Below are 12,998 nucleotides of genomic sequence, written 5' to 3'. Positions count from 1 at the left end.
GCATAGAGTCTGGTAAACGATAATGCATTCCGCTTTCACCAGAGATCGTAGTAGACTTCTTCATAACCTATGTATCATAACAAAAAAAGCAGCAGAGTTTAAGTACCATTCATCCCGGTTCCCATTTGGCAGCAGCCACCGTCCATCTGCACGGTATAAATCAAAAACGTGCAGACCGGATATCCATGGATACCTGAGCCTGCACGCTGTCCGTTACATACATCATTCATTTCAGAGGAAATGTCCTCCGGATCAATGCTATATTAAATTGTTGGTTTAGTTGGTTTCCATGTACTGGCTGAGGAGTTGAGTCACTTTGCCTCGTACTGCCAGATCCGAGTTATCACGGTTTTTAACGATTTGGCTCACCTGCATAATAAAGGAATCCATTTCGTTTTCTATGTCAAAGCCATACTGTTCGTTTCTGTTTTCCACGTTTCTCATGCCTCCAAAATATAATTTCGCTGTCTATCTAATATCACCCCGCAGCTGTAAATTTCAAACAGTTATTTGCGAATTTTTTTAATTATTTTTTGGGGAGTTGGTAGTTTCTATTAGTAGTTTTTTATAAAAGAAGATGCAAAAAAGCCCCTGTTGTACAGGAGCTTCTCTGCATCAATTATATAAATTCCAATCTCGTCTTTCATGTTGCCAGCCCAGAGTCTGTCAGGAAACTGAGCCTGCACTTTATCAATCCTCAGCAATATCCGCACGCAGCGCGCTGGCAATTTCGATCATTTTGGGAATAACGGCTTCATTCATGCCGGAGACATACAGATCGCCGTCAAAATGACGGAAAGGAATCGTAGCCCCTTCTGTCTCCCAGAGGAAAAAGTCACCCTCAATCGACATGGTGGCTTCTCCTTTGACCGTGAAGACCGGTGTGTATACAATATCAGGCTGCAGTTCAAAATAAGCTTTGCATTCTTCCAGCGTAATTGGCTGCTGGGCGCTGCCTTCCTGCTGCATTTCCCGGGTAATTCGGTAACGCTGACCCATATGATGTTAGCTCCTTTACTTTACATTGTGTGCAATTACCTGTGTTCCAAAAGTCCATTATACACAAAGCAAAAAGCCCCCGCTACCGGGAGCTGGCAAAATAATCATTCTCCATCAACCGAGTGCGTCAATCGCTGCCTGAATATAAAGCGGAATCGGATAATTGTCTTTCTCGATCCGCTGCCCGGTATAGATAATGAGCTGCCGTTGATCGGCAACCGGGTAGCCTCCTTCATGCTCACCACGATATTCAATCACCCGATCTCTCGCTTCCCGCTGAGCCAGTGTATAGTCGGTCAGTACATGGAATACCTGTCCAGCAGTCCGGTCAATATATGCGTACGCTTGTTCAGCCATGCAGCTCTCCCTCCTTTGTTTTCTATTATGAAAAGGTATATGCTCGATTTCAAGTTTGGCTATTTTTTTATTCAAAATACTGCCACTTTCGCTTGCTGTTTTCTGTGCTCAATCGGACCTGTTCGCTGTCACTCCAATCGTAATTTTGGAGACATAGTCTGCTGGATTTTTCACTGCAATCTCATCATAGTGAAAGAGCGTTCGCTTGTTCACCTTGCATAAACGCGCAAATTCTCCGTTATTAAATACACTTCCGTTTTTCTTTTTTCCATGGTGCCCCCTTGACTATCCGGTTACGGTATACCTTATTCTAAATCATGTCTTCCAAATTGAGGAGAACAGACTCTCTGCTCTCCAGAACGATCAGGTGATCCTATGAAAATAGAAATCAGACAGGTAACTACAGATAATCTTTCTGCCGTTTTGGCACTCCGCGTAGCTCAACACCAGACTTCCTATATTGAGAATACTGCCCAATGCCTCGAGGAAGCGCAGGACTGTTCCCTTTATCAACCGGCTGCCTTGTATGCAGATGATGCACTGGTCGGCTTTGCCATGTATGGACGATTTCCGGGCGAAGGCATGAATGGGCGCGTATGGCTGGACCGCTTCCTGATCGATGAACAATATCAAGGTCAGGGAATGGGAACCCTAATGCTGGATGCCTTAATTAGCTATCTGGATCGACTTTACGATGCAAGCGACATTTATCTTAGCCTGTTTGATGATAATCACGGGGCTCTGTATCTATATCAGAAATTTGGATTCCGATTTAATGGTGAACTGGATATCAATGGAGAAAAAGTCATGGTACGAAGCCGACATACAAACGAAGAAAAGATATAATCTGCCGCAAAATTCTCAGCCAATTATGAAATGGTCTTACCGGATTGGTTACAGATCATTATTATCAAAGGAGACTTGGCACCATGTTAGATACCAGAAAAATTGACAACCATTTTGAAGATATGGACCTTGTAAAAAAACTTTATCATAAAGCGTTCCCAAAAAGAGAGCGAATTCCGATGATTGTTTTATTGAGGAAAGCGAAAAAAGAAGGTGTACATTTTGTTGCTTATTATGACCGCGAAGAATTTATTGGATTCGCCTACATGTTCTCCAGGAACAATATTACTTTTATATTCTATTTGGCTATCGACGCTTCCAGAAGATCCAAAGGCTATGGCAAAACCATTTTATCCATGATTGAAGCGGATTATCCCGAACACCGACTGGTGCTGAATATTGAAGAACTTGATTCGACTGCCGATAACTATACTCAGCGAGTCAAACGTAAAGACTTTTATCTGAAAAATGGATATAAGAATGCAGCTTATCGTATGATTCAAGCGGGGGAATGTTATGAAGTAATGGTAAAAGGCCCGGAACTGAACAAGACCGAGTTTCTACAGCTGTTTCAAAACTTACTGGGCCGATTGTTGTTTGTTATGTTTAAACCTAAATTGCAAACATTTCATTTGAATAAATAAAAAGACAAATAAAAAAAGTCCTTGAGAAATCAAGGACTTTTCGGTATGACCTGTAGTGGGATCGAACCACTGACCCCTACCCTGTCAAGATAGTGCTCTCCCGCTGAGCTAACAGGTCGTATTACAATCACAAGAAGTAATATACCAAATCGGATAAGGGCTGTCAATATCTAACTTGCTGATTCCAGAAAGCCAGACACCTCAAAGCAGGCATACAATAAATACTATCCGTTATCTAATCCATAGCAGTCCTACCGATTCGGTCAGTACTGTGTCCAGTAAGAAGAGTCGGTCACCTGTGCAGTAGTAGTCCGCGGACGCTTCTCCCGGCGCTCCCAGCCTTGGATCATGATGATGGTTGATGGATCGTTTTTGTTATTCCAGTCTATGTACTGCCGGTTCTCCAGCGCCTTCAGGGTATGTACCAGTTCATCCGCCGAGCGATATGTCATCGCTGACAGTTCACGCCAGCTCGGCATTCGGCGGTGGCGGGCAAAGAAATTAAATAATACGCGCAGCAGCTTCCTTTCAAAATCATCCAGCATGATTCTCCTCCTCTGCTGTAAAGGTGTGGCTTCACATAAAGAACATATGTTCCTATTCTATACTCTCTATTGCTTTTTGGCAAGGAAACTTTGTCTATTGGCCTGTATCCATACAAAAAAAAGAACCTCTGCCGGAGAGCAGAGGTTCTTTTCGCCTGTTCATGATCTACAGGCAGTTTATGCTGTTTGGCATGTACCATCCAGTCAATGTGCTTACTTCGCAGCTGCTACATCTTTGACAGAGACACTAATGGATACGTGTTTGCCGCCGAAGTCAGCTTTGATCGAAGACGATCCTTTGGCTACTGCTGTAATGTTGCCTTCTTTTACGGTAGCTACAGTTACTTTGCTGGTCGTCCAGATCGCACCCTTGGTTACATCGACAATTTCACCGGTATCGTACTCGGCTGTCAGGGTAACGGTCTTGGCATCACCGGTAGTCATCTTCAGTGATTTTTCGGACAGGGTCAGCTTTTTGAGCTTGGAGGTTACATTTACTTTAACGGTTGCTGTCAGACCCTGGTATGAACCTGTCAGTGTAGCAGAACCTACACCAACCGCTTTAACGCTGGCACCTTTGACAGTAGCTACTGCCGGATTGGAAGATACCCAGTTCATTTTGGAAGACAGTGTTGCTTTTTTGCCATCGGCATAAACGCCTTTAACCATAATGGATTTGCTTTTGTTCACATTCAGGTCAATGATCGCCGGTGTCGCCGTGATGGAATTGATTTTGCTTTCCATTTTGATGCTTACACGCACGTTTTTGTTCAAGTAGGTTCCTTTGAGAGACGTGCTGCCTTTGACCAGTGCCTTGATTTTTCCTTCCTGAAGAAGGGCTTTATCGGAGCTGAGTGTCCACTCCACTTCATCGGTCACATCGATGGTATTACCATCTGCAGTGACAGCTTCTACTTTGGGCAGGTTGGCTGTAGATCCAACCACGATGCTCAGGCTGGATGCGCTCGGTGTCAGTGTCAGCGCTTTGGCTTTGACGCTTACCGGAACGGTTACCGTCATATCGCCGATTTTGCCGACCAGATTGGTGTCGCCTTCGCCTTCGGCTTCCAGTTTGGTAGTGGTTACGGATGCGATGGAGCTATCAATCGTCCAGTCCACCAGTTTGGACAGGTCCTTGGTGGTACCGTCCACTGCTGTACCGGTTACTTTTGGCAATGCTGCCGATCCGCCGGTTACGAGGTCGATCGAATCTACGTTTGCCTGTACTTTGGTCATTGTTTTGTAGACCGTTACTTTGAATGTCTTGGTAAAGTCTTCATATTGAGCCTTGATCGTGGACGTACCTTCTACCCATGGGGTCAGTACGCCATTCTCGACTGTAGCATTCAGCGGGTTGGATGATGTCCATGTTACTTTGGAAGTGACATTGGTTGGTACACGGCTGGCATCGCCTACTTCAGCTACAATCTGCTTCGGCTGCTGGCCAATGAACATGATCTGATCATCTTCCGGAGTCAGCATCAGTCCCTGGAAGGAAGAGCGTACATACAGATCGGTCGTTGCTACGAGACCTGCATATTTGGCCGTAAGGGATGTTGTTCCCTGGGAGATTCCTGTTACTTTGCCTTCGACTACTTTGGCTACTTTAATGTCATATGTAGACCATGTAACACTATCGGTTACGTCTACTGTACTTCCGTCCTGCTTAGTAGCTGTTGCTGTGAACTCAACAGGTTCGCCAATGGTTACATTGGTTCCAGCTGCCGGAGACAGTGCGAGAGCGGTATAAGGTGATGTTACTGTCACTTTCTTGGTTGCAGCAAGGTCGCCATACTTGGCAGTAATGGTCGTTGTACCTACGCTTACCGGTGTAACTTGCCCGGATTTCACGGTAGCTACAGCTGCACTGCTGGTAGACCATGTTGCTTTGTCGGATACGTCTGTTGTGTTGCCTGAACCGTCAACGGTGTATACATTCAGTTCCTGTCCGTCATCCTCAAGTGACAAGGTCAGCGTATTGTTATCATCGAACTTGAGTGATACCGCAGTAGTGTCCGCCGCGAATACTCCGCTTGGAAAGAGCATCGTGCTGACCAATACTAGTGCAAGCATCCAATTCCCCAATTTAGCAGTACGTGTCATTCATTTCTCCCCTTAGTATAGTATCGTCTGTATCCAATCCTCTATTAATATCGGAGGAATAACACATAGAATGAAGGTTTGTATGTAAAAAAAGCCATTTAATTTCCAAAATAAGACTATCGTCCTGTATAAAAGACGATAGTCTGTGAACGGTTATGTTTTATTGCACAGTTATACAGCTCAGCATCCCCTGCGTGAGCGTACGACAAACTGATGATCTGCTTTGGTGAAGGTGCGATGATCATCGAGAATCACCCGCTCCCGGTTATGACGGACCAGCCGCGCAAATGGCTCGATCAGCTGATCGTCTTTCCAGATCATGACTTTGGAGCCGAACAAAATGGCATTATCAAACTGAACCGGCTGCTTCATCAGATAACCGACCGAATTCAGCTCCCAGGCTGCCGAATTAAGATCCTGGGGCAGCATTTTGAGCTCCTTGATATGAAGGATATCATTCAGCAGAATATGAATCGAACCCGGCTGCAGGATGAGCCGATTCTTCTCGATATCCCAATGCTGTATGGTACCGTACAGTCTGGAATGATACTCATCATCCCGGGTAATTACGACTTTTTTGCCTTCCCAGTGCTTCATCATCTCCACCTCCATCTGCCACCCCCTCAGGATAACTGCGGAATTGTCCAGTCGATTGGCTCGATCTGATGCTTTTCCAGGAATTGATTGGTTTGTGAAAACGGGCGACTGCCGAAAAATCCCTTACGTGCGGCAAATGGACTTGGGTGTGCCGAACGGATCACCAGATGATGCTCCGTATTGATCAGTGTCTGTTTTTCTGCCGCATGATTACCCCACAGCAGGAACACCATCGGTTCCTTGCGCTCATTCAGCAGTCGGATAATCGTGTCGGTAAATCGCTCCCAGCCCTTGCCCCGGTGGGAAGCCGGCTGTCCGGCGCGTACGGTTAGTGCCGTATTGAGCAGCAGTACACCATGCTTGCCCCAGCTAACGAGCGAACCGTGATTCGGAATCGGCGCTCCAATATCTTCATTTAACTCTATGTAAATATTACGCAGTGAAGGCGGAATTTTAACTCCCGGCTGCACAGAGAAACTGAGTCCTTCAGCCTGACCGGCACCATGATACGGGTCCTGACCCAAAATGACCGCTTTGACCTCCGCATATGGAGTCAGACGCAGCGCCTGAAACAGCAAGTCCCTTGGCGGGTAAATGGTATGCTCTTCATACTCCGCATCCAGCCAGCTCATCAGTTCCTGGAAATAGGGCTGCTCCATTTCCTCCTTCAAAATATCATCCCAATCATTATCAAACATAATCAACATCCTTTCTGTATCGGCCATCCTGTCGATGGATTATTCCTGTATCCAGCTGCTCGCTGATACCTGTCTCAGTTATTACCCCAAATTCATCATAATGCAATTCGATTTTGGTTTCACCTTTTTTTGGATGAGGGGCATGCAGGACATGAACCGATATATCATGAAACGGACAGTATGCCTTTTTGGATGACCCGACGGCTTAATCAATAACACGTAATAAATAACAGCTTTACATAAAAATCATCCTAGTCTGCTGATTAGATTGCTGCAGCAGAGGTTTCTATAATAATGAATCCTATTAATATGGAAAAAAATACACATCAAAAAGCAGCAGCCATCATGCCAGCTGCCGCTTTCGGCAATCCTTACTATTCAACAAATGGACTCCTACTGAGTGATAATATGAAAAGCGAATATCTCTCGGATGGTCAGCAGAAAAGTTCATTTTTGATGAAAAAATTAGCGTACGTCCGATACCGCTGTTGTATCCATATCATTCTCTATACGCTGCTGTCGTTTGCTTCAGCCAGACGCTCTGTTTAGCTTCAGCGCAGGTATCCATTTACCAGCCCATATGACAGCGGTTGCGGCTGTTCGCAGGTAGTCGTCAGTTCAACATAACGGCGTGACTCTGCACTGCTGTGAAAAGCATACATAATCTCCAGCACATGATTGGTCATCTGCCCATTCGCACGTGGAGTGCCTCCATGGAGAATACAATCCGCCATATCCGAGATACCGATCCCTCGGCTGTTCTCTTCATATTGATGAACCGCCGGAATCTCCATAAATTCACTGCCCTGGGCAGGGCGCAGACGGATCGGACCGCCAAAGGTATTCGGGTCCGGTACAAGCATCGTTCCCAGCGTACCATAGATCTCAATATACGGCAGGGTGCTGCTCCATACATCAAAGCTGGTGATCATGCTTGCAATCGCACCGCTGCGGAACTGGATTGTGCCTGCAATATGCGTCGGCACCTCCACATCGATCACCTGGCCAAACTTCGGTTCACTCGTAATCGTACGCTGGGCAAATGAAGTGCGGGTCATACCGCTTACCAGTTCCGCCGGCCCCAGCAGCGAAATCAGGGCAGTCAGATAATAAGGGCCCATATCGTACATGGGACCGCCGCCCTTTTTGTAGTAAAATTCCGGTGCCGGATGCCAGCTCTCATGCCCATGATTGACCATAAAGGCAGTCGCCGATAGCGGCTCTCCGATAAATCCGTCATCGATCAGCTTGCGGCAGGTCTGCAGTCCGGCACCGAGGAACGTATCCGGTGCTCCGCCAAGCAGTAGTCCTTTCTCCTCCGCCAGTCTCACCAGTTCACTGCCCTGCTCGGGTGACAGGGACAATGGCTTCTCCACATACACATGCTTGCCGCCCTCCAGCGCTTGACGGCAAATCTCGAAATGATCCTGCGGTGTCGTCAGATTCACCACGATCTGGATCTCTTCGCTTGCTATAATCTCATCCGCTGTCCATATGTGCGGTATACCGTATTTTTCCGCTGCCTGGCTGGCTTTGTCGGGATTGAGATCGGCACAGGCATACACTTCCGTATTGACAAATGTATGCGTTAGATTCTGCAAATAAATATCGCTGATGGTTCCGCAGCCAATCAGGCCGATTTTGATTTTATCCATAATGAATAATCCCCTCTCCCTCGTCTAATTAGCGTGCTGCCCACAGCAGTCCGCGGCGCATCAGTTCTTTGGCTTCCGGAATATCGAAAATATTGGCCTGGTGACCAAGCGAGTTGTAATAGACTTTGCCATCGCCCCAGCGCTTCGTATAGACGACCGGCATACGAACTTCGCCATTGGCCGAATGAGGGCTGTCACTGATCACAAAAGTTGTCGTAGCGAGTACATGTACAGCCGGATCGACATGCAGATAATACTGTTCCGACTTGACGGTAAAGTTGGCAATGCCCTCAATCAGCGGACTGTCCGCCGACTTGACCATCTGCACTTCATACTCGACACCATCATTGAATGGATGGGCGACCCATTGCGATCCGGTCATAAATTGCCAATCGACGCTGTTGCGGAACGAATCGCACATGCCGCCGTGACAGCCGGCGAGTCCTACACCGGAAGCGACAGCACGCAGCACCGGCTGCAGCTGCTCATCCGTAATCTCCGCCATTGTCCAGACCGGGACGATCAGATTCAGCTGCTTCAGCTTCTCCTCGTCCAGAAATGCATCCAGTGTATCGGATATCTCTACCTCAAAACCTTCCGCTCTAAGCCATTCGGCGAATAACTCGGATACTTCTACCGGCTGGTGTCCTTCCCAGCCGCCTCTGACGATCAATGCCTGTTTGGTCATATCTGCTCATTCTCCTGTGTATTCGATCTGGTACAGATCTTATTTTTGTAACGCTTACATACTATGTATTGTAGGGAAAATGATTGTTCAATGCGCGTCATTTTCATTGTAATGATGGACAATTTTTGCTAGTATTCATGTAATCCGGTATCAGCCTCCATGATTCCGCAGTTATGCCAAATGGTGACCGAATACAGGACTTTCCGTCAAGAACATTACATACCAAGCTATCTGAGGTGAGAGGATGCGCGCTTTTCACGAGAACCGTTTGTACTATTATGAGACAGGGTTTCCTTTTCAGGCGATACAGATCCGGAATATTAACTTTCTGGCGCACTGGCATCATGATCTTGAGTTTATGTACGTGTATGAAGGATCGGTACGTATGGGGATCAACTCGGAGACGAGAGTACTGCATCAGGGAGAGATGGCCCTGTGCGGCAGCGGAGATATTCACTATTACGACAGTACCGGTCTGGAATCGAGCATTCTGCTGATTATCTTCAACCCACGGCTGATTGGCAGTCCTGCCGGATGGCCGCAGGAGCATCCGCTTCGGTCCAGCTTCGTATCTCCCCACGGGCCGGATGGGGAGCAGAACCGGCTGTTCCTGCAGCAGGCCGAGCCGGTGATTCGTTCGCTGGCAGCGGAAGTGCAGCATCATGAATCCCAGTATGAAATGATCATTACCGGCCTGCTGCATCAGCTGAGCGGCCTGGCGCTGCGTTACCTGGCTGCCGACCATTCGTCGGTTCGAAGACACCATTCCCGCACGCTGGCTCATCTGAAGGTCATGCAGGAGCTGCTGGAGCATCTGGAACAGCACTGCACAGAGCCATGTACACTGCAGGATGGTGCCGACTATGCAGGGATGAGCGTTTTTCACTTTTCCCGCTTTTTCAAAACGGTCACTGGGGTAGGGTATAATACATATATTAATGAGCTGCGCATTCGTCATGCCGAGCAGCTGATCCTGCAGTCGGATCGCAAGCTGATCGATATTGCGCTGGAATCGGGATTTGGCAATGTGCGTACATTTAACCGGGTATTCCGTCAGCTGCGCGGACGCACTCCCTCTGATCTGCGCTAAAAAAGAGGAAAGCTTCTCTTGTTGTTGCCTATCCATCCTGCTGCTCCATTGTGATCGGCGAGACAGTTTGTTACTATATTAGAAAGCAGGATCACAAGCAGGCTATTTCGATTCGCCTATCGGTCCGGGATCGGCATCATGCCTCCTGCCCTGTTACCATTATTCCATTTATCTGTGTACGGAGGTGCATAACGCCCATGAACGAAAGCACGGAACGCAAATTGACAACCAATGTCCATTTCTTCGCTGCTGCGCTGTTTCAAGCCAAGGTCTACGCCTGGCAGCCCGGTTTTAGTGTAGAACATGGAGTGATCGAGCGGATTACCGAAGATTACATAATGCTGAAAAATGAAGATGGGAATGTGACCTTCTATTCACGCAAAGACACGGTATTTGTGCATAAATAAGACCGCTGTCCCTTCGTTGGGACGCGGCCTTTTTTTTGTTTTCTCTATTATGAATTTTTCATATATTGAAATATTATTTAAAATCCGATTTATGGATCTCTGCTCTTTGGCTTCTGTATAATAAAAAAAGCTTTCTTCCCTGTAAGGAAAGAAAGCTTTTTCTGTATGCCGAGGACGGGGGTCGAACCCGTACGGTAGTCACCTACCGCAGGATTTTAAGTCCTGTGCGTCTGCCAATTCCGCCACTACAACGATATTCTACATAACGGACCCCTCAACGCACAGTATACGATTCGTATACGTACACTAAACGCATAAGGCGGCGAAATCAATGACCGAATCCAGAAGACGAAGAAATCATGTTACGAAGGTAGTGGACGAATCGACCGATATAGACCTGGCGGTAGCCTCGTATCTACGTAATTGTGAATTACGGAACCTCACGAAGAACACGACCAATAGTTACCGAGATGCCCTGCACGAGCTTACGCTACTGCTCGGAGATATTGGCGTCCAGATTCCACGGGACATAACGAAAGCCCATATCTCGATTGTGATCGACAATAAACGTAAGACACGCATTAACCGGGGTATCGGCGAATATCCTTCGGACCAAACGATTAACAAGCTGATCAGAACCTGGCGCGCCTTCTTCAACTATTTAGTAGAGGAGGGTCACTTAGCACAAAGCCCGATGTCGAAGCTCGGCGCGATACGGTCCGAAAAGCGAATTATCGAAACCTTTACGGACGACCAGCTCCGGATGCTATTCGATGCGCCGAATAAGAAAACGTTCACGGGCTACCGCGACTACGTAATTATGTCCACGCTCTTAGATACCGGCGTCCGGATATCTGAATTAGAGCGGCTCGACCTTTCGGACATTAACTGGGCGGATCGGATACTCCGCGTATATGGAAAGGGCCGCAAAGAAAGATTCGTACCGTTCAGTAGACGCCTGGAAAAGATGCTGCGAACTTACTTAGAGCTACGCGGCAGTCTATCAACGGAAGCCCTATTCGTAAACATCGACGACAAGCGTTTTAAATCTCGCGGGATGCAGCAGACGATAAAGAACTACGGCGACATAACGGGTATTAAAGGCGTACGCTGCAGTCCGCACACATTCCGCCATACCTGCGCCAAGCTCTATATAATGAACGGCGGCGATGCGTTCAGTCTGCAGAAATTGCTCGGCCACGAATCGTTAGTAGTAACGCGTATGTACGTAAACTTGTTCTCGCAAGACCTATCGAAGCAGCATCAGAAGTTTTCGCCGCTCGACAACTTACGGTAAGACTCCGGGACGCTTCCGCATTGGGGGCGTCCTTTACTACGCTAAAGTCAAAAGTTAATTTCGGTGCTCGCGAATATTACCGGCCTGACTGGGGCCGTTCGGAGGGGCGCTTGGGGGTACGTACTTTACTGCGTTAAATCGTCAACATATGTACAAAACATACATTTTCGACACAAGTCAATCGACCGACCAGAGCCCGTAACCCGCGCCACTACGGGCTATACGCCGTTCATTACGTATGGATCGACCGGTATACGCTCCGCTATTTGTACTTTTCCGCAGTTTCACCGTTATGTATCGTTATTTGACCGATCCTCACCGAAAAATTACGGGCAGGGTAGGCGCCAGGAGTCCCGTGTAGACTTATACGCCATCCCGTGTCGTACACGCTCGTACTCAACCCGGCGTCCCCATTACGCACCACATAACGAATTGGACGGCTTTAAGAGCGTACGACTCTACGGACACTATCCGCACTACATACGCCCTTCGTTTTACCGTCCTATCCGCTGCGTATCGACCGCTTTACGCTGCCCTAACCGTTTGTACTAACGTACACATTAATCGCGTTTACGCTGCTTAATTCGGTCTTTAAGCGCGTCCAAATCAACGCCATCCGAACTATCCTTCGTTTCGATCTCGACCCGATCCGTAAGCATACCGTTCACCTGCAGCGCCAGCTTCGCCATTGCTGCGTTACCGTCCGCTATAGCGATGTCAATTAACGAATCCAGAAGCTCCGGCAACTTATCCTGCGTATTCCGGATCATTTCCCGTTTGAGTTCCGCCTCAAATACCGGATTCTTCTTCCATTCGAATAGGGTAGCGCGATGTACTCCGACCAACTCTGCGAGCTCCTCGTACGTCTTACCTCCTCGTTTAGGTAGCGCCATCCATTTAATAGCGATGTACATTTCCGTTGTTAATGCGCGTGCTTTCTTCGGTCCTGGACGTCCCATATACGTATTCCTCCCGTAAATAAAATAAGCGATAAATGGGCGTTATAGTGTACGCTCACCTATCGCTATGTATATGCGTGCTCCCTTCCGGTCACACGCCCGTCCCTAAAGGT

16 protein-coding genes and 1 tRNA gene are annotated in these 12,998 nt (G+C 47.6%); 6 read left to right on the top strand and 11 right to left on the bottom strand.

Annotated features, from left to right (window positions below; genetic code table 11):
- Positions 1 to 276: 276 nt before the first annotated feature.
- The 3 genes from WH45_RS23600 to WH45_RS12825 all read right to left on the bottom strand — a co-directional run bounded on the left by WH45_RS23600 (position 277) and on the right by WH45_RS12825 (position 1,356).
- Positions 277 to 435, bottom strand: a complete 159-nt coding sequence (locus WH45_RS23600; protein ID WP_156075159.1) for a hypothetical protein — start codon at positions 433 to 435, stop codon at positions 277 to 279.
- Between the two features lie 255 nt (positions 436 to 690).
- Entirely contained in the window at positions 691 to 999 is a 309-nt protein-coding gene (locus tag WH45_RS12830) for a hypothetical protein (protein WP_046214814.1), read from the bottom strand.
- Between the two features lie 114 nt (positions 1,000 to 1,113).
- Positions 1,114 to 1,356: a hypothetical protein gene (locus tag WH45_RS12825; protein WP_046214813.1), complete on the bottom strand. Its 243-nt coding sequence runs from the start codon at positions 1,354 to 1,356 to the stop codon at positions 1,114 to 1,116.
- Between the two features lie 375 nt (positions 1,357 to 1,731).
- Here WH45_RS12825 and WH45_RS12820 point away from each other — a divergent pair, with 375 nt between their 5' ends.
- Positions 1,732 to 2,202, top strand: a complete 471-nt coding sequence (locus WH45_RS12820; RefSeq protein WP_046214812.1) for a GNAT family N-acetyltransferase — start codon at positions 1,732 to 1,734, stop codon at positions 2,200 to 2,202.
- Positions 2,203 to 2,285: 83 nt separating this feature from the next.
- A complete protein-coding gene (locus WH45_RS12815) occupies positions 2,286 to 2,846 on the top strand; it encodes a GNAT family N-acetyltransferase (protein ID WP_052723767.1) in 561 nt (186 codons plus the stop codon).
- A 46-nt stretch (positions 2,847 to 2,892) separates the two neighbouring features.
- On the opposite strand, the gene WH45_RS12810 is transcribed toward WH45_RS12815, so the two are convergent.
- The 5 genes from WH45_RS12810 to WH45_RS12790 form a co-directional block, all read right to left on the bottom strand.
- Positions 2,893 to 2,964 (bottom strand) — tRNA-Val (locus tag WH45_RS12810).
- Positions 2,965 to 3,109: 145 nt separating this feature from the next.
- Complete coding sequence (locus tag WH45_RS12805) at positions 3,110 to 3,391, bottom strand: helix-turn-helix domain-containing protein (protein ID WP_046214811.1); 282 nt, start codon at positions 3,389 to 3,391, stop codon at positions 3,110 to 3,112.
- A gap of 213 nt (positions 3,392 to 3,604) precedes the next feature.
- Entirely contained in the window at positions 3,605 to 5,494 is a 1,890-nt protein-coding gene (locus tag WH45_RS12800) for an Ig-like domain-containing protein (RefSeq protein ID WP_052723766.1), read from the bottom strand.
- A gap of 180 nt (positions 5,495 to 5,674) precedes the next feature.
- Complete coding sequence (locus tag WH45_RS12795) at positions 5,675 to 6,106, bottom strand: hypothetical protein (RefSeq protein WP_052723765.1); 432 nt, start codon at positions 6,104 to 6,106, stop codon at positions 5,675 to 5,677.
- Positions 6,107 to 6,117: 11 nt separating this feature from the next.
- Entirely contained in the window at positions 6,118 to 6,798 is a 681-nt protein-coding gene (locus WH45_RS12790; protein WP_200897694.1) for a uracil-DNA glycosylase, read from the bottom strand.
- A 285-nt stretch (positions 6,799 to 7,083) separates the two neighbouring features.
- Between WH45_RS12790 and WH45_RS12785 the strand changes: the two genes are divergently transcribed.
- Complete coding sequence (locus WH45_RS12785) at positions 7,084 to 7,338, top strand: hypothetical protein (RefSeq protein ID WP_046214809.1); 255 nt, start codon at positions 7,084 to 7,086, stop codon at positions 7,336 to 7,338.
- A 2-nt stretch (positions 7,339 to 7,340) separates the two neighbouring features.
- Here the strand turns inward: WH45_RS12785 and WH45_RS12780 are convergent, their stop codons facing one another.
- Positions 7,341 to 8,444 carry a Gfo/Idh/MocA family protein gene (locus tag WH45_RS12780; RefSeq protein ID WP_046214808.1) on the bottom strand — a complete coding sequence of 368 codons (1,104 nt, stop codon included), beginning with the start codon at positions 8,442 to 8,444 and terminating at the stop codon, positions 7,341 to 7,343.
- A gap of 28 nt (positions 8,445 to 8,472) precedes the next feature.
- Positions 8,473 to 9,132, bottom strand: a complete 660-nt coding sequence (locus tag WH45_RS12775) for a ThuA domain-containing protein (RefSeq protein ID WP_046214807.1) — start codon at positions 9,130 to 9,132, stop codon at positions 8,473 to 8,475.
- 244 nt (positions 9,133 to 9,376) lie between these two features.
- Here WH45_RS12775 and WH45_RS12770 point away from each other — a divergent pair, with 244 nt between their 5' ends.
- From WH45_RS12770 to WH45_RS12755, 3 genes are all read left to right on the top strand, one after another.
- On the top strand, positions 9,377 to 10,222 hold the full coding sequence (locus WH45_RS12770) for an AraC family transcriptional regulator (protein ID WP_046214806.1): 846 nt from the start codon (positions 9,377 to 9,379) through the stop codon (positions 10,220 to 10,222).
- 197 nt (positions 10,223 to 10,419) lie between these two features.
- Positions 10,420 to 10,629, top strand: a complete 210-nt coding sequence (locus WH45_RS12765; RefSeq protein ID WP_046214805.1) for a hypothetical protein — start codon at positions 10,420 to 10,422, stop codon at positions 10,627 to 10,629.
- A 331-nt stretch (positions 10,630 to 10,960) separates the two neighbouring features.
- Positions 10,961 to 11,926 carry a tyrosine-type recombinase/integrase gene (locus WH45_RS12755; RefSeq protein WP_046214804.1) on the top strand — a complete coding sequence of 322 codons (966 nt, stop codon included), beginning with the start codon at positions 10,961 to 10,963 and terminating at the stop codon, positions 11,924 to 11,926.
- Positions 11,927 to 12,486: 560 nt separating this feature from the next.
- Here WH45_RS12755 and WH45_RS12750 read toward each other — a convergent pair.
- Entirely contained in the window at positions 12,487 to 12,885 is a 399-nt protein-coding gene (locus WH45_RS12750; RefSeq protein WP_046214803.1) for a phBC6A51 family helix-turn-helix protein, read from the bottom strand.
- Positions 12,886 to 12,998: the final 113 nt, after the last annotated feature.

Origin of the sequence: Paenibacillus wulumuqiensis (assembly GCF_000971965.1) — a bacterium.
Lineage (GTDB): Bacteria > Bacillota > Bacilli > Paenibacillales > Paenibacillaceae > Saccharibacillus > Saccharibacillus wulumuqiensis.
Note: the sequence above shows the minus strand (reverse complement) of the source record. Positions and strands in the feature narration are given on the sequence as shown.